Here is a 16484-nt window from a genome sequence, read left to right as displayed (position 1 = left end):
CTGCAGAGCCCCTGTCGAGCGGGCCTCCGGCGGACGGCAGGGCGCACCACACCACCGCCGTCGCCGTGGAAAAAGGCCCGCTGCATGCGGGCCTTGTCGTTTCCGGGCTGCGAGCCGGCTCAGAGATCCAGGCTTTTGAGGTACTTGCGGAAGTCGGCGCCCAGCTGGGGGTGTTCCAGCGCCAGCTCGACGTTGGCCTCCAGGAAGCCTTCCTTGCTGCCGCAGTCGTAGCGCTTGCCGTCGTAGCGGTAAGCAAACACCTTTTCGCGGCGCATCAGCGCGGCGATGCCGTCGGTGAGCTGGATCTCGCCGCCCACGCCGCGGGGCAGGGCCGCGATCTCGCGGAACACGCCGGGCGTGAGGATGTAGCGGCCGGCCACGCCCAGGCGCGAGGGCGCATCTTCCGGCGCGGGCTTCTCGACCATGTGCGACAGCTCCAGCAGGCGGTCGTTGACCGGCTTGCCGGCCACGATGCCGTAGCGCCGCGTGTGTTCGTCAGGCACTTCCTGCACCGCCAGGATCGTGGCCTGCCACTCTGCGAACTGCTCGACCATCTGCTTGAGCACCGGCGGCTTGCCGACCATCAGGTCGTCGGCCAGCAGCACGGCGAAGGGGTCGTTGCCGACGACGCTGTGCGCGCAGTACACGGCGTGGCCCAGGCCCAGCGCCTTGGGCTGGCGGATGTAGATGCATTCCATGTCGTCCGGCACGATGGAGCGCGCCAGCGACAGCAATTCGTCCTTGCCCTTCGATTCCAGCTCGGACTCCAGCTCGTAGGCGGTGTCGAAATGATCGGGGATGGCGCGCTTGTTGCGGCCATTGATGAAGATCATCTGGCGGATGCCCGCGGCGTAGGCCTCCTCGACGGCGTACTGGATCAGCGGCTTGTCCACGACGGGCAGCATCTCCTTGGGCTGCGCCTTGGTGGCCGGCAGGAAGCGGGTGCCCAGGCCGGCGACGGGAAAGACGGCCTTGCGGATCGTTGCAGTGGAATCGGTCATGCAGTGCGTTCTGGGTGATGAAAGTCGGGGGGCATCATACGGGTGGACGCCGTAACCTCATGTAGTCGATTGCGCCAAAGCGCAGGCGCTGGCCGGGGCTGCTGACGCGCAGGTGACCCGCGCGCCTGGTCGGCAGGCCGCGCCGCCCGATCAGCGGGCGGTGCGGCCTGCCATCTGCCGGCGGCGAGCTGCTGGTCAGCCCAGCCGCGCCAGCTGGTCCTTCAGGCGGGAGAGCGTCGCGCCGAAGTCGGCCACGCGCTTCTTTTCCTGGTCGATGACGGCGGGCGGCGCCTTAGCGACGAAGGCCTCGTTGGACAGCTTGGCTCCGGCCTTGGCGATCTCGCCCTCGATGCGGGCCACTTCCTTCGAAAGGCGCGCCTTCTCGGCCGCCACGTCGATCTCCATGTGCAGGCACATGCGCGCCTCGCCTACCACGGCCACGGGCGCGGCCTGCGCGGCGGCGGCCCAGGCGGCCTCGTCGTCGAATACCTTGACTTCGCTGAGCTTGGCCAGCGCCTGCAGCACCGGCGCCGCGCCGCGCATGAATTCGGTGTCGCCGACCACGTAGAGCGGCAGACGCGTGGCGGGCGAGACGTTCATCTCGCCGCGCAGCGTGCGGCAGGCATCCACCAGCGATTTGAGCTTGGCCACATGGGCGATGGCGGCCGCATCGATTTTCTCGGGCTGCGCCTGGGGATAGGCGGCGATGCTGACCGACGGACCAGCGCGGCCAGCGACGGGCGCCACCTGCTGCCAGAGGCCTTCGGTGATGAACGGAATGATGGGATGCGCCAGGCGCAGGATGGTCTCCAGCGTGCGGATCAGCGTGCGGCGCGTGGCGCGCTGCTGCGCCGCGGTGCCGGTCTGGATCTGCACCTTGGCGATCTCCAGGTACCAGTCGCAGAACTCGTTCCAGACGAAGTCGTAGACCGTGTTGGCCACGTTGTCCAGGCGGAACTCGGCAAAGCCCTTGGCCACTTCGGCCTCGACCTGCTGCAGCAGCGACACGATCCAGCGGTCGGCCTGGCTGAACTCCAGGTAGTCGCCGTCGCAGGCGGTGGGCGCGTGGTCTTCCAGGCCGCAGTCGCGGCCCTCGCAGTTCATCAGCACGAAGCGACTGGCGTTCCAGAGCTTGTTGCAGAAGTTGCGGTAGCCCTCGCAGCGCTTGCTGTCGAAGTTGATGCTGCGGCCCAGGCTGGCCAGCGCCGCGAAGGTGAAGCGCAGCGCGTCGGCGCCATAGGCGGGAATGCCTTCCGGGAATTCCTTCTGCGTGTTCTTGCGCACGGTGGGCGCGGTCTCTGGCTTGCGCAGGCCGGTGGAGCGCTTGTCCAGCAGGGGTTCGAGCGCGATCCCGTCGATCAGATCGACCGGGTCGAGCACGTTGCCTTCCGACTTGCTCATCTTCTTGCCCTGCGCGTCGCGCACCAGGCCGTGGATGTACACGTGCTTGAACGGCACGCGGCCGGTGAAGTGCGTGCTCATCATGATCATCCGGGCGACCCAGAAGAAGATGATGTCGTAGCCCGTGACCAGCACGGAGGAGGGCAGGTAGAGGTCGTAGTCCTTGGTGGGCGACGCGTCGTCCGTTCCGCCGCCGGGCCGCCCCAAGGCGGAACGCGCCCCCTCGGGGGGCAGCGAGGACACGCCAGTGCCGAGCGTGTGGGGCTCCGCACTTTCGGGCCAGCCCAGCGACGAGAACGGCACCAGCGCGGAGGAATACCAGGTGTCGAGCACGTCGGCGTCGCGCGTCAGCCTCGCACCCGCGCCGGCCTGGGCCTGCGCCTCGGCTTCGCTCCGGGCGACGTAGACGTTGCCGGCCTCGTCGTACCACGCCGGGATCTGGTGGCCCCACCAGAGCTGGCGGCTGATGCACCAGTCCTGGATGTTGTTCATCCACTGGTTGTAGGTGTTGACCCAGTTCTCGGGCACGAACTGCACGTCGCCCGAGGCGACCGCGTCGATGGCCTTCTGGGCGATGCTCTTGCCCGTCGGGTCCTGCTCGCTCACCTTGCTCATGGCGACGAACCACTGGTCGGTCAGCATGGGCTCGACGACCTGGCCGGTGCGGGTGCAGATGGGCACCATCAGCTTGTGCTTCTTGGTTTCGATCAGGGCGCCGGCCGCTTCCAGGTCGGCCACGATGGCCTTGCGGGCCACGAAGCGGTCCATGCCGCGGTATTTCTCGGGCGCGTTGTCGTTGATGGTGGCCTGCAGGGTCAGCACCACGATCATCGGCAGGCCGTGGCGCTGCCCCACCTGGTAGTCGTTGGGGTCGTGCGCGGGCGTGACCTTGACCACGCCGGTGCCGAAGGCCTTGTCCACATACTCGTCGGCGATGACCGGGATCTCGCGGCCGACCAGGGGCAGGGTCACCGTCTTGCCGATCAGGTGCGTGTAGCGTTCGTCCTCGGGGTGCACCATCAGCGCCACGTCGCCCAGCATGGTCTCGGGGCGCGTGGTGGCCACCGTCAGCGTGCCGCTGCCGTCGGTGAGCGGGTAAGCGATGTGCCAGAGCGAGCCGTCCTTCTCCTCGCTCTCCACTTCCAGGTCGGACACGGCGGACTGCAGCTTCGGATCCCAGTTGACGAGGCGCTTGCCGCGGTAGATCAGGCCCTGCTGGTAGAGCTTCACGAAGGTGTCGGTGACCACCTTGGAGAGCTTGTCGTCCATGGTGAAGTACTCGCGGCTCCAGTCCACGCTGTCGCCCATGCGGCGCATCTGCGTGGTGATGGTGTTGCCGCTCTTTTCCTTCCATTCCCAGACCTTCTTCACGAAGTTCTCGCGACCCAGGTCGTGGCGGCTCACGCCCTGGTCCTGCAACTGGCGCTCCACCACGATCTGCGTGGCGATGCCGGCATGGTCGGTGCCCGGCACCCACAGGGTGTTGTGGCCCAGCATGCGGTGGTAGCGCGTCAGGCTGTCCATGATCGTCTGGTTGAACGCATGCCCCATGTGCAGCGTGCCCGTCACATTGGGCGGCGGCAGCTGGATGGAAAAAGCCGGCGCGTTCGCGTCGGGCTGCTGCGTGCCGCGATGGCCCGCCACGCCGTAGCCCCGGCGCTCCCACTCGGGGCCCCAATGGGCTTCCAGTGCGGCGGGCTCGAAGGATTTGGACAGGCTCTCAAGGCCGGGCTGCGAAGGGGTGTCACTCATGGCGGGCAAATGGAAAACGGCATCTTGCGCACAAGATGCCGTGGGTTGGGCTGTGGACGATGGGCCTGATTTTACCGGCCTCCCCTGCAGCGGCCCGCCAAGGCACGAACAGGGGCTCGGGGCGGGAAAAAATCAGGGCCCAATCAGCTCGTAGCGCCCGTTTTGATTGGGCTTATTGCTACGAAAAAAATAGCATCAGGGGTTGACGGCACCGTACTCGGGCCGGTCGTTCGCCTGCGGCTTCAGCGGCTCGCCCGCCTGGCCCGCCGCGCGCTGGCGGCGCCACTCTTCCTTGCGCTGCGTCCATTCGCGCAGGCGCTGGTGGGCGACCTGGCTGTCCTTGGCCATGTGTTCCTCGTCCGCCAGCTGGGCCGCCAGTTCCAGGCGAATGCCGTTGGGGTCGAAGAAGTAGATGCTCTTGAAGATATGGTGGTCGGTGACACCCAGCACCTCGATGCCGTGGGCCTCCAGGCGGGCCTTGGTGTTGGCCAGCTCTTCCACCGTGTTGACGCGGAAGGCGATGTGGTTCACCCACGCCGGCGTGTTCGGCGACGGTTCGGACTTCACGTCGTCGCCCAGGTCGAAGAAGGCGATGAACGAGCCGTCGCGCAGCCGGAAGAAGAAGTGCGTGTAGGGGCAGTATTCACCCGTGCTGGGCACATGGTCGCTCTGGATGATGTGATAGAGCGGCAGGCCCAGGATGTCTTCGTAGAAGTGCCGCGTTTCCTCCGCGTCGCGGGCCCGGTACGCGTAGTGGTGCAGCTGCTGCACGGGGGCGGGTGGAGGCAGGTCGGTCAGGGCCATGGGGGCCGGTCGGGGCAGGGCGCTCATGCAGGTCTCCTGGAATGGTGTGCGCAATTCTACTATTCGTAATCGATTTACTTAATAGAAATGAGTTGCGCGTGCCTGCATCCCGTCTGGTGCGTAGGCACGCTATCCGCGCGCTTCCGGGCCCGTCCTTGGGCACGGCTCGCCAAGCTGGACGTAGGCAGCGGCTGATTCAATTTTGAGGAGCTGTGCGGGGCGATGCCACCCGCGGCGGCGGTAAGCCCCCAAGAACGGGCTGCGTCTGGCGGAAGGTGCCCGTCTTTGAGGAGCAGCAGCGTCAAGCGCCCGGGGCCCTGGCATGCCAGGGGGCGCAGCCCGCAATGCCGTTCCGTGCCGGGCTCAGCGACAGCGGCGGCAGCGCTGGCGCCGTGTCAGTGCAGCAGGGCCGCGTTCTTCCAGGCCGTGGCGGCGGCCTCGTCGTCGCCGCGCTGCTCGGCCAGTTCCGCCAGATGGCCCCAGGCACGGCTGCGCAGAGCGTCATCGCTCAGCTGCTGAACGGCCTGGGTGAACCGCTGCTGGGCCATGCCCCACAGCTGCCGGCGCAGGCAGGCCATCGCCGACAGGTAGTGCAGACGGGCGTCGCGCGGGTTGTTCTGCTCGGCGGTTTCGATGCGCGCCAGCCACGCCGGGTCGAGCGCGTCGAGGCTGCCCTCCAGCGCCCGCACCAGCTTCAGGGCCACGGCGTCCGGCAGGCCGCCTGCGGGGTCCGTCCAGCGTTCCCACGCCGGCAGCAGCCATTGCCGCACTTGCGCAGCGTCCCCGCCCAGATGGCCCAGCCGCTGCGCGGCATGCACGGCCAGCTCGGGCATCGCGCGCTCCGCTGGTTCCAGCGACAGCCACAGGCGTTGCAGCTGGGCGGTGTCGTGCGCGCCGTCGATCAGTTCCATCGCCAGCCCGCGCACCATGCTCTGGGCTGCCGCCGGCGAAAAGGCCCGGTGCTTGCCCAGCAGGCGCGCGGTTTCCAGCGCTTCCTGGGTCTGGTGCGACAGGCGCGTGGCCTTCAGGCGTGCGCGCAGCGCCAGCGTGCGGCGCGCCGCGCCCTGCGGCAGGGCGGCCAGCCACTCCAGCGCGGCGGGTGCGTCGCGCTCGTCCAGCGACCAGCGGGCTGCGCGCAGCTGCGCACCTTCGCGCAGCTCCAGCTCGCTCAGGGGCGCGCGGTCCGGAATGTTGCGCAGCGCCTGGTCGAGGTGGGCGGCGCGCGTGGGCCGGTCCTGCAGGGCATGCGAAGCCTCGGCTGCCACCAGATGGGCCAGCGTGCGCAGCTGGCGGCCGTGGGGCGGTGCGTCGCCCGCGGCGGCCAGGGCGTTTTCCTGCCCCAGCGCGGCGAGGGCCGCCTTGCGCGAGCGCAGGAACCGGCCGGCCAGCAGCTGCGACAGGGCATCCAGCAGGGCGCCGTGCATGGCGCGTTCCTTTTGCTGCACGCGCCAGCGGCGCGCCTGGCGGGGCAGCTCCAGCAGGGCGGCCAGGCCCCGCAGGGCCGCATACAGCACGCCGAAGCCGCCGAAGAGCAGCAACAGCACCAGGTTCAGCGACAGGTCGATGCGGTAGGGCGGCCAGAACAGGGTGACCGAGCCCTGGTTGTTGCCCGCGAACAGCGCCACCGCCACGGCGACGCCGAACAATCCAAGAAGCCAGAGAGCTGCGCGCATGGGGGATCCAACGGCCCTGCGGTTCAGCGGCCGGCGGCCGCTGTCGCCAGCGCAGCCAGCGTGTCGTCCAGCGCGGGCAGCTCGGCCGTCTTCATGTGCGTTTGCGCCTGCTGCAGCGTGGTGGCGGCGACCTGCGTGCGCCGCGATGCGGGGTCGAAATACTTGTTCAGTGCGGCGCTGGCTGCGGCCAGGTCGGACCGCGCCGAATCGATCTGCCGCGCCAGCACGCCCAGGCGCGCGTTCAGCAGCTTCAGCTTGAGGTTCTCGCGCAGGAAGAAGGCTTGCTCGGGGGCGATGAGCACGGCCTCCGGCCGGTCGATGCGGGTGATGCGCAGCAGGCCCCGGGCCTCGTCGCGCACCACTTCCCACGCGGTGACCAGCACCGCCTGCCAGCGCGGCAGCCCGGCGGTGGGGACGGGGGTGTCGCCCGCTGCCTGGGCGGCGGCCATGCGCCGGGTGGCGCCGGCCTGCGCCACGGCATTGAGCAGCGGCAGGTCGTCCACCTGGCGCACCAGATCGTCGATGCGGCCCAGCAGCCCGGCCGTGTCGGTCACGGCGGCGCGGCTGAGGCGGTCCTGGTCGCGTTCGATGGCGCGCAGCACGGGCGCCAGGCGGGGCTGGGCTGCGCGGTCGATGCGCTGGTGGGCGCTGCGCAGCGCGGCCACCAGGGGCTCGAGGCTGCCGGTCAGCTGGGTCTGCTGCTGGGCCATGCGCAGGGTGGATTCGATGTCCACCACCAGGTTCTCGTCGCGCGAGCGCGACAGGCTGCGCATCAGCTCTTCCAGCTGGCCGCGCTGCAGCGCGACCTCGCTCACCCGGGTTTCGGCGACCGCTAGCCGCGCGGCGGTTTCGCGCGACACGTCCTGCGCCTGGCGCGCCATGGTGCGTGCCTCGATGGCCAGCGCGCCGGAGTCGGCGGACTGGCGCGCCAGCTGCTCCTGGATGCCCGACAGCCGCTGCCACAGCAGCACACTGGTGATCAGCGCAGCCAGCGCGACCACGGCCAGCCCGGACAGCGCCAGCCGGGCGCCGCCCGACATCTGCCCGGCAGCCGGGGCTGCGGGGACGGGCGCCGGATTCTGCGGCGCCGAAGGCGCGGGGGGCGCAAGGCCGGGAGTGGGCTCGAAACTCATCGCAGGGATTCTATCGACGCGACCACGTCGGAGAACGCCGGACGGCATTCGCGGACCAGGCCGAAACCGAGCGCTCGCGCCGCCGCTGCGATGCGCGGATGGGTGCAGAGCGCGTGGGCCGCCTGCCAGTCCTGGCCGGGCAGCGCGTCGCCCAGGTGGGCCACGGCTTCAGAGCTGCTCAGCAGCCAGACCGAGCCATCGGCTGCGGCCTCGCGCGCCAGCGCCTGCTGGTGGGCGGTGAGCCGTGGCGCGCCGCGTTCATAGACCGCCACGAATTCGACCTGGCCGCCAGCCGCTTCGATCTGCCGCGCCAGCCAGTCGCGGCCCCGGCCGCCGGTGCCGCCCGGCTCCACGGCCGCGCCGGAGGTGGTGCCGCGCACCACCAGCACCCGGTCGCCGGGCCGCACCTGCGCGGCCACCTGCTGCCAGAGCGATTCGGAATCGAACTGCGCCGCATCGGCCGCCGGGCTGTCGATGGCCGATGCGGGCACGCCCGCATCCAGCAGCGCCTGGCGTGTGCCCGGGCCGGGCGCCCATGCTCTTGCTTTTATAGCAATAAAGCCAGATAGATCAAGCGCGGAAGCCCGATTTGGTTCGAAAAAATAGTGCACCGCGTTGCCGCTGACGAACATCAGCGCGCGCCAGGCGTCCAGCTCGGCGCGCGCCCCGGCCAGCGCCTGCTGCAAGGCGGGCTGGGTGGCCGGGCCGATGGCGATCAGCGGCAGGGCCACGGCCGGCACACCGCGCGCCTGCAGGTCGGCAACCCACTGCGCCGCATCGCGCGCAGGCCGGGTGACGATGGCACGGCGCGGGGTGCGCAGCGCGCCGCGCAGAAGGCCGGCGGCCATCGGCGGCCCCGCGCTCAGCCCGCGCCGCCGGCGCGCAACTGGGCCGACACGTCGGCGCCCAGCGCTTCGGCGTCTTCGGCCAGGGCCACAGCGGCCTCTGCCGCTGCGTGCACCAGGGGACGCCGGCCTTCCGGGTCGCCCCAGGCGGCCTCCAGCCGCAGGGTGCCGCCGCCCGTCCAGCGCGCGTGCGCGGCCAGAGGCATGGAACAGCTGCCCCCCATCGCCCGGCTGACGGCGCGCTCCGCTGTCACGGCCAGCCCCGTGGGCAGGTGCATCAGCGGCATCAGCGCGGCGATCAGGTCGGCCCGCTGGGAAAGCACTTCGATGCCCAGCGCGCCCTGGCCCGCCGCAGGCAGCATCTCGCTGGGCTCGAACGTGGCGCGAATGCGGTCGGTAAGGCCCAGGCGCTTGAGGCCCGCGGCGGCCAGCACGATGGCGTCGTACTGGCCTTCGTCCAGCTTGCGCAGGCGTGTGTCCAGGTTGCCGCGCAGCGGCTGGATCTTCAGGTCGGGCCGCAGCGCCTGCAGCAGCACCTGGCGGCGCAGGCTGGAGGTGCCCACCACCGCGCCCTGCGGCAGGTCGGCCAGGCTGGCGTAGCGGGGCGAGACGAAGGCGTCGCGCGGGTCTTCGCGCTCCATCACGCAGGCCAGCGCGAAGCCTTCGGGCAGCTCCATCGGCACGTCCTTGAGCGAATGCACGGCGATGTGCGCGCGGCCTTCTTGCAGGGCGACTTCCAGCTCCTTCACGAAGAGGCCCTTGCCGCCCACCTTGCTGAGCGAACGGTCCAGGATCTGGTCGCCCTGCGTGGTCATGCCCAGCAGGCCCACCGTATGGCCGCGGGCGGCCAGCAGGCCGCGCACGTGTTCGGCCTGCCAGAGCGCAAGGCGGCTTTCGCGCGTGGCGATCGTGAGGGAGAGGGGGGAGGGGGTTTCAGGGGTCATCGGAAAGCTGTGAAACACCGCCGCCCCGCAGGAAAAAGGCGTCGGTCGAGCGCATCGGACAGAGCGCGGGGGATGCTAGCATGGTGCGCTGCAGCAGCCCGCTTGACGCAGGTCAACCGGGCGTCAGAACCACAACGACAACGCGCCCGAGCGCCTGGAGGAACCCTGCATGACCGCGACTTCCCGCAAGACCGAGGCCACCGCCGCCGGCACGTCTGCTCCCACGCCGCGCAAGGTGGACAAGGACCTGCCGCTGATCCAGGACATCCGCCTGTTGGGGCGCATCCTCGGCGACGTGATCCGCGAGCAGGAGGGCGTCGCGGCCTATGACCTGGTCGAGCAGGTGCGCAAGCTGTCGGTGGCGTTCCGCCGCGATGCCGACCAGGAGGCCGACAAGGCGCTCAAGAAGCTGCTCAAGGGGCTGACCGGCGACCAGACGGTGAGCGTGATCCGTGCGTTCACCTATTTCAGCCACCTGGCGAACCTGGCCGAGGACCGGCACCACATCCGCCGCCGCACGGTGCACGAACGCGCCGGCAGCGCGCAGGAAGGCAGCATCGAGGTGGCGCTGGCGCGGCTGCGCTGGGCCGGCATCGCGCCGCGCACCATCGCGCAGACCTTGGCCAGGAGCTATGTGGCGCCGGTGCTCACCGCCCACCCGACGGAAGTGCAGCGCAAGAGCATCCTCGACGCCGAGCGCGACATCGCCGCGCTGCTGACCGAGCGCGACGACATCACGGCCCGCGCGCAGCTCTACAACAGCGCCCGCGACGCCCTGACCCCGCGCGCGCTGGCCGCCAACGAAGCCGGCCTGCGCGCCCGCGTGGCGCAGCTCTGGCAGACGCGGCTGCTGCGCTATTCCAAGCTCACGGTGGCCGACGAAATCGAGAACGCGCTCTCCTACTACGAATCGACCTTCCTCACCGAGATCCCGAAGATCTACGCCGAGCTGGAGCGCGAGCTGGGCCAGCAGCCGGTGGCGAGCTTTCTGCGCATGGGCCAGTGGATCGGCGGCGACCGCGACGGCAACCCGAACGTGAGCGCGGCCACGCTGTCGCTCGCGCTCAGCCGGCAGGCCGAGGTGGCGCTGCGCCACTACCTCACGCAGGTGCACTACCTGGGCGGCGAGCTTTCGCTGTCGGCCCGGCTGGTGCGGGTGTCGCCCGAGATGCAGGCGCTGGCCGAGCGCTCGCCCGACAACAGCGAGCACCGGCAGGACGAGCCCTACCGCCGTGCGCTCACCGGCATCTACGCGCGCCTCGCTGCCACGTTGAAGAACCTGACCGGCGGCGATGCGGCGCGCCATGCCGTGATGCCGCAGAACGCCTACCCCTCGGCGGCCGAGTTCCTGGCCGACCTGCGGGTGATCGAGGCGTCGTTGCGTTCGCACCGCGGCAGCGCCATGGCCGCCGAGCGCCTGCATCCCCTGGTGCGCGCGGTGGAGGTGTTCGGCTTTCACCTGGCCACGGTGGACCTGCGCCAGAGTTCGGACCAGCACGAGCGGGTCATCGCCGAGCTGCTGGCCACCGCCCGCGTCGAGCCCGACTACGCCGCGCTGCCCGAAGACCAGCGCCGGGCCCTGCTGCTGCGCCTGCTGTGCGACGCCCGGCCCCTGCGCGTGGTGGGCGCGGCCTATTCCGAGCACACCACCGGCGAGATCGCGATCTTCGAGACCGCCCGCCAGATGCGCGAGCGCTTCGGCGCCGACGCGATCCGCCACTACATCATCAGCCACACCGAAACCGTGAGCGACCTGCTGGAGGTGCTGCTGCTGCAAAAGGAAGTGGGCCTGATGCAGGGCACGCTGGATGAGGGCAGTGCCCCGACGCCCGGCACCGGCGTGTCATCGCCGCCCGCCGAGGGGGCCCGGGCCGGCCAGGGGCGGCCCGGGCCCCGCGCCGACCTGATCGTGGTGCCGCTCTTCGAGACCATCGAAGACCTGCGCAATGCTGCGCCCATCATGCGCGAGCTGTACACGCTGCCCGGTTTCGCCGCGCTGGTGCGCGCCAGCGGCGCCGAGCAGGACATCATGCTCGGCTACAGCGACAGCAACAAGGACGGCGGCATCTTCACCAGCAACTGGGAGCTCTACCGCGCCGAGATCGCCCTGGTCGCCCTGTTCGACGAAATGAATGCCGCCGCGCAGCCGGCCGCGCCCATCCAGCTGCGCATGTTCCACGGCCGGGGCGGCACGGTGGGGCGCGGCGGCGGCCCCAGCTACCAGGCCATCCTGGCGCAGCCGCCCGGCACGGTGCGCGGGCAGATCCGCCTGACCGAACAGGGCGAGGTCATCGCGTCGAAATACGCCAACCCCGAGATCGGCCGGCGCAACCTCGAAACCCTGGTCGCCGCCACGCTGGAGGCCACGCTGCTGCAGCCCACCAAGCCGGCCACCAAGGCCTTCCTGGAAGCGGCCGCGCAGCTGTCGCAGGCCAGCATGGGGGCCTACCGCGCGCTGGTGTACGACACGCCCGGCTTCACCGACTACTTCTTCAACTCCACGCCGATCCGCGAGATCGCCGAGCTGAACATCGGCTCGCGCCCCGCGTCGCGCAAGCCCAGCCAGAAGATCGAAGACCTGCGCGCCATTCCCTGGGGCTTCAGCTGGGGCCAGTGCCGGCTCACGCTGCCGGGGTGGTACGGCTTCGGCTCGGCGGTGGAGGCCTTCATCAAGGCGCCCGGCGAAGACCCCAAGGCGCGCCTGGCCCTGCTGCAGAAGATGTACCGCCAATGGCCTTTCTTCGGCACGCTGCTGTCCAACATGGACATGGTGATGGCCAAGAGCGACCTGGCGCTGGCCTCCCGCTACAGCGAACTGGTGACCGACACGCGCCTGCGCCGCAAGGTTTTCAGCGCCATCGAGGCGGAGTGGCAGCGCACCGGCGACGCGCTGGTGCGCATCACGGGCGAACGCCAGCGGCTGGCCGGCAACACCGCGCTGGCACGCTCCATCCGCCACCGCTTTCCGTACATCGACCCGCTGCATCATCTGCAGGTGGAGCTGGTGCGGCGCTGGCGCGGCGGGCAGGGGGACGACCGGGTGCAGACCGGCATCCACATCTCCATCAACGGCATTGCAGCGGGTCTGCGCAACACGGGCTGACGCCAACGGCCCGGAACTTGCGAGCCGGCCCCGGTCTTCGTGAAAGTGTGGAATCGTGCAAAGTGCCATGACCGTGGGGTTGCGTCGCCTGTGGGCGCAGGATGCGTTTGTCTACAGCCTGCGGGTGTTCGTGGCGCTGAGCGGCGCCATGGCGCTGTGCTGGTGGCTGGACCGGGTGCCGCTGGTGATACCGGTGTTCCTCGGCATCATCGCCAGCGCGCTGGCGGAAACGGACGACAGCTGGCGCGGCCGGCTGCGGGCGCTGCTGGTCACGCTGGTCTGCTTTGCCGCAGCGGCCTTCTCGGTCAAGGCGCTGCTGGCGTGGCCGGCGGCGTTCGTCGCGGGGCTGGCGCTGGCCGCCTTCGGCTTCACCCTGCTGGGGGCGCTGGGCGAACGCTACCGCGCCATCGCATCGGCCACGGTGATCCTCGCGCTCTACACCGCCATCAGCGCGGCACCCGGTTCACAGGCCGATGCCTTGCCCTTCTGGCACGTACCGGCGCTGCTGCTGGCGGGTGCGGCCTGGTACGGGGCGCTGTCGCTGGGCTGGTGCGTGCTGTTCCCGCACCAGCCGGTGCGGCAGAACCTGGCGCGGCTCTACCGTGAACTGGGTGCCTACCTGCGCCTGAAGGCCAGCGTGTTCGAGCCGGTGCGCGCGGTGGACGTGGAGCGCCGCCGCCTGGCGCTGGCCCAGACCAATGGCCGCGTGGTCGCCGCGCTCAACACGGCCAAGGAAAGCCTCTTCGCGCGCCTGGGCCGGCAGCCGCCCGCGGGCCGCCTGCTGCGCCACCTGAACCTCTACTTCGTCGCGCAGGACATCCACGAGCGGGCCAGCTCGTCCCACTACCACTACAACGAATGGGCCGACGTGCTGTTCCACAGCGACGTGCTCTACCGCTGCCAGCGCGTGCTGAAGCTGCAGGGCGTGGACTGCACGCAGCTGGCCGGCGCGCTGCAGCTGCACCAGCCTTTCGTGCGGGACGGCGAAGCCGAGCGCGCGCTGGCCGACCTGCACGACTCCATCGCCTACCTGGAACGCCAGCAGCAGCCCGCTTGGCAGCGGCCGCTCAAGTCGCTGCGCGCCCTGGCGCGCAACCTGGCCACGCTGGACGCGCAGCTGACCGCCGCGGCCCGCCCCGAGGGTGGCGAGCGGCCGGGCGACAGCAGCCTGCTGGACCGCACGCCGCGCTCGCTGGCCGACGCCTGGGGCCGGGTGCGCGCGCAGCTGCACGCGGGCTCGCCGTTGCTGCGGCATGCGGTGCGGCTGTCGCTGGCGCTGGCCGCCGGCTGCGCGGCCATGCAGTTCACCGATCCCACCCACGGCTACTGGATTCCGCTCGCCACGCTGTTCGTCTGCCAGCCCACCTACGGCGCCACGCTGTCGAAGGTGACGCAGCGGGTGGCGGGCACGGCGGTGGGCCTGGTGGCCGGCTGGGCGCTGCTGCGGCTCTTTCCCAGCCTGCCGCTGCAGGCGCTGTTCGCGGTGGCCTCGGGCGTGCTGTTCTTCGTCACCCGCACCCGCCACTACCTGACGGCGACCGCCGCCATCACCCTGCTGGTGCTGATGTGCTTCAACCAGAGCACGGGCAACGGCTATGCGCTGATCTGGCCGCGCCTGCTGGACACGCTGGTGGGCAGCGCCATTGCCGCCATCGCCATGTTCCTGGTGCTGCCCGACTGGCAGGGCCGGCGCCTGGCCGCCGTGGTGGCGCAGGCGGTGCGCGCCAACGGCCTCTACCTGCGCGAGATCATGTCGCAGTACGCCACCGGCAAGGTGGACGACCTGGACTACCGCCTGGCCCGCCGCACGGCGCACAACGCCGATGCGGCGCTCTCGACCGCGCTCTCGCACATGCTGCAGGAGCCCCGCGCCGTGCGCCGCCAGGCGGGCGTGGGCATGCAGGTGCTGGTGCGTTCGCACACCTTGCTCAACTTCCTCTCGGCGCTGGGCGCGCACCGCGGGCAGCTGGCCGTGGAGGACAGCGATCCGCTGGTCACCCGCGCTGCCGACCATGCGGCGCTGCGCATCGAAGCGATCGCGCAGGCGCTGTCGCAGCGCCTGCCGCCCCTGCCGGACGACGGCACCGCCGCTGCGCTGGCCGACGCGCTGGAACGCCAGGCCGACACCGCGCAGGAGCCGCTGCGGCTGGTGCTGACCCAGCTGGCGCTGGTGTGCCGCCAGATCGCGCCGCTGGCCACCCTGGCTGGGCAGCTGGTAGCCGTGTCGGGGCCGGGGCAGGGGGGAGCCCCGCACGCCGGGCGGCCCGCGCCGGCGTCAGTCGCCCAGTAGCTCGCCCACCGGGCGCAGGTCGTCCACCCGGTCGCACACGGCCTTGACGATCATCATCACCGGAATGCCCAGCAGCAGGCCCCACAGGCCCCAGAGCCAGCCCCAGGCCAACACGCTGACGAACACCGCCACGGGGCTCATGGCGCTGGTGCGGCTGGTGAGCCAGGGGGTGATCAGGTTGCCGATGATGGTGTGGATGATCAGCGAGGCGCCGCCGATGGCGATGGCCATGTCCAGCGTGCCGAACTGCAGGAAGGCGACCAGGCCCGATGCGCCCGTCACCACCACCGAGCCGATATAGGGCGCGAGGTTCAGCGCCGCTGCCACCACGCCCCAGACCGCCGCGTTCTGCATGCCGAGCGCCGCATACACCGCCCAGGTCGCCAGCCCCACCAGCACGCTGGTGAAGACCTGCACCAGCAGGTAGCGCTGGATCTGCCCGGTGATGTCTTCCAGCACGGCCGCCGTGATCTTGCGCCGCTCCAGGCTGCTGCCGGCGATGCGCATCAGCTTGCGCTTGAAGAGATTGCCCGACGCCAGCGAGAAGAAGGTGAGAAAGATCACCACCGTCATCTGCCCTGCGGCGGAGGCGAGGCCCATCGTGCCGGTCCAGATGTAGTCGCGGACGTTGAAGGGCGGCCGCTCGATCACCACGCGCTGCACGCCGCGCTGGGTCTGCGGCGGCGTGCTGGCCGCGGCCTGCTCGATCTGGCTGGCGGCGCGCTGCACCGTGTCCAGCGTGCTCGGGCCGCTGACCCGCGTCCGCACCGCGTCGCGCACCTTGCGGGCGGCCACCGGCAGCGATTCGACCAGCTGCGCGGCGCCATCGCTGAGCTTCCAGGCCGTGGTGCCCAGGCCGCCGACGATGCTCAGCAGCAGGATGCCGGCGCCGGCCCAGCGCGGCACATGCCAGCGGTACAGCCATTGCACCGCAGGCTGGAGCGACGTCGTCAGCAGCACGCTCAGCATCAGCGGGATGAACACGGCGCTGGCCCAGTGCAGCACGGCGATGCTGGCAAACAGCGCCAGCAGCGCCAGCGACAGGCTGCGGATGTCCACCGGCATGTTCAGCACGACCCGCTGGGCCTCGGCCTGCACGGCGGCGGCGGCCTGGGGCGTGAGGGTCGGGTCCGGCGGCGGCGTTACCACCTTGGCGAACGGCTCTTGGGCGGGCGGGCCGATGGGGGACTCGGCCGGTGCGCGGGTCGCGCGCTGGTCTAGCAGATCCTCCACGTCGGCCGGCTCCGGCACGGGTGGCGGCCGGGGGGCGTCCAAAGATGTCCGCGTGGCCGGGGCAGCCGGAGGCTCTTCCGCCACGACGCCGGTGGGGTCGGCCGCCTGCGCCGGGGTGGCAGTCGGCTCGGTGGGGGCACGTCCGGTGACGGCAGCGGAGAGGGGCGTTTCAGGCATGCGCGAGATTGTGCGTCGGCGGATGTCGACTTGGGCGTAGGCGGCCACCGCAGCGCCGCAGGGCGGAATGCGCCGCTGCGCTCCGCCTGCGAACAGGCCCACCCTGCGTGGTTTTTGGGGGCGGGCTT

The 16484-nt window shown here is 70.7% G+C and carries 10 protein-coding genes; 2 read left to right on the top strand and 8 right to left on the bottom strand.

Going from position 1 to position 16484, the window contains the following annotated elements:
- Positions 1-119: 119 nt before the first annotated feature.
- The 7 genes from galU to hemC form a co-directional block, all read right to left on the bottom strand.
- Entirely contained in the window at positions 120-1001 is an 882-nt protein-coding gene (gene galU, locus ASF94_RS14610; protein WP_056667807.1) for a UTP--glucose-1-phosphate uridylyltransferase GalU, read from the bottom strand.
- A 195-nt stretch (positions 1002-1196) separates the two neighbouring features.
- Complete coding sequence (locus ASF94_RS14605) at positions 1197-4154, bottom strand: valine--tRNA ligase (protein ID WP_056667804.1); 2958 nt, start codon at positions 4152-4154, stop codon at positions 1197-1199.
- Positions 4155-4349: 195 nt separating this feature from the next.
- Positions 4350-4985 (bottom strand): VOC family protein, encoded by a 636-nt coding sequence (locus tag ASF94_RS14600; protein ID WP_056667800.1) that lies wholly within the window; start codon positions 4983-4985, stop codon positions 4350-4352.
- 368 nt (positions 4986-5353) lie between these two features.
- The gene (locus tag ASF94_RS14595; RefSeq protein ID WP_056667797.1) at positions 5354-6631 is read right to left on the bottom strand and encodes a heme biosynthesis protein HemY; all 1278 of its coding nucleotides are present in this window, start codon (positions 6629-6631) and stop codon (positions 5354-5356) included.
- 23 nt (positions 6632-6654) lie between these two features.
- Complete coding sequence (locus ASF94_RS14590; protein ID WP_056667794.1) at positions 6655-7764, bottom strand: uroporphyrinogen-III C-methyltransferase; 1110 nt, start codon at positions 7762-7764, stop codon at positions 6655-6657.
- Complete coding sequence (locus tag ASF94_RS14585) at positions 7761-8612, bottom strand: uroporphyrinogen-III synthase (RefSeq protein WP_056667791.1); 852 nt, start codon at positions 8610-8612, stop codon at positions 7761-7763. Before ASF94_RS14585 ends, ASF94_RS14590 begins: the two co-directional genes overlap by 4 nt.
- Before the next feature lie 14 nt (positions 8613-8626).
- The gene (hemC, locus tag ASF94_RS14580; RefSeq protein ID WP_056667787.1) at positions 8627-9553 is read right to left on the bottom strand and encodes a hydroxymethylbilane synthase; all 927 of its coding nucleotides are present in this window, start codon (positions 9551-9553) and stop codon (positions 8627-8629) included.
- 169 nt (positions 9554-9722) lie between these two features.
- Here hemC and ppc point away from each other — a divergent pair, with 169 nt between their 5' ends.
- A complete protein-coding gene (ppc, locus tag ASF94_RS14575; RefSeq protein ID WP_056667784.1) occupies positions 9723-12656 on the top strand; it encodes a phosphoenolpyruvate carboxylase in 2934 nt (977 codons plus the stop codon).
- Positions 12657-12711: 55 nt separating this feature from the next.
- Positions 12712-14946 (top strand): YccS family putative transporter, encoded by a 2235-nt coding sequence (gene yccS, locus ASF94_RS14570; protein WP_235505376.1) that lies wholly within the window; start codon positions 12712-12714, stop codon positions 14944-14946.
- Here yccS and ASF94_RS14565 read toward each other — a convergent pair.
- Positions 14932-16356 carry an AI-2E family transporter gene (locus tag ASF94_RS14565; protein ID WP_082493333.1) on the bottom strand — a complete coding sequence of 475 codons (1425 nt, stop codon included), beginning with the start codon at positions 16354-16356 and terminating at the stop codon, positions 14932-14934. The genes yccS and ASF94_RS14565 overlap by 15 nt on opposite strands.
- Positions 16357-16484: the final 128 nt, after the last annotated feature.

The sequence above is a fragment of the Acidovorax sp. Leaf160 genome, from assembly GCF_001424265.1.
Taxonomy (GTDB): Bacteria; Pseudomonadota; Gammaproteobacteria; order Burkholderiales; family Burkholderiaceae_C; genus Paracidovorax.
This window is presented reverse-complemented; position numbering and strand designations above follow the sequence as displayed.

Bases quoted from the DNA above. Each gene is read 5' to 3' on its own strand.
- ASF94_RS14585 (WP_056667791.1), bottom strand. From the start codon at position 8,612: ATGGCCGCCGGCCTTCTGCGCGGCGCGCTGCGCACCCCGCGCCGTGCC.
- ASF94_RS14565 (WP_082493333.1), bottom strand. From the start codon at position 16,356: ATGCCTGAAACGCCCCTCTCCGCTGCCGTCACCGGACGTGCCCCCACC.
- ASF94_RS14595 (WP_056667797.1), bottom strand. From the start codon at position 6,631: ATGCGCGCAGCTCTCTGGCTTCTTGGATTGTTCGGCGTCGCCGTGGCG.
- ASF94_RS14590 (WP_056667794.1), bottom strand. From the start codon at position 7,764: ATGAGTTTCGAGCCCACTCCCGGCCTTGCGCCCCCCGCGCCTTCGGCG.
- ASF94_RS14605 (WP_056667804.1), bottom strand. From the start codon at position 4,154: ATGAGTGACACCCCTTCGCAGCCCGGCCTTGAGAGCCTGTCCAAATCC.
- hemC (WP_056667787.1), bottom strand. From the start codon at position 9,553: ATGACCCCTGAAACCCCCTCCCCCCTCTCCCTCACGATCGCCACGCGC.
- ppc (WP_056667784.1), top strand. From the start codon at position 9,723: ATGACCGCGACTTCCCGCAAGACCGAGGCCACCGCCGCCGGCACGTCT.
- galU (WP_056667807.1), bottom strand. From the start codon at position 1,001: ATGACCGATTCCACTGCAACGATCCGCAAGGCCGTCTTTCCCGTCGCC.
- ASF94_RS14600 (WP_056667800.1), bottom strand. From the start codon at position 4,985: ATGAGCGCCCTGCCCCGACCGGCCCCCATGGCCCTGACCGACCTGCCT.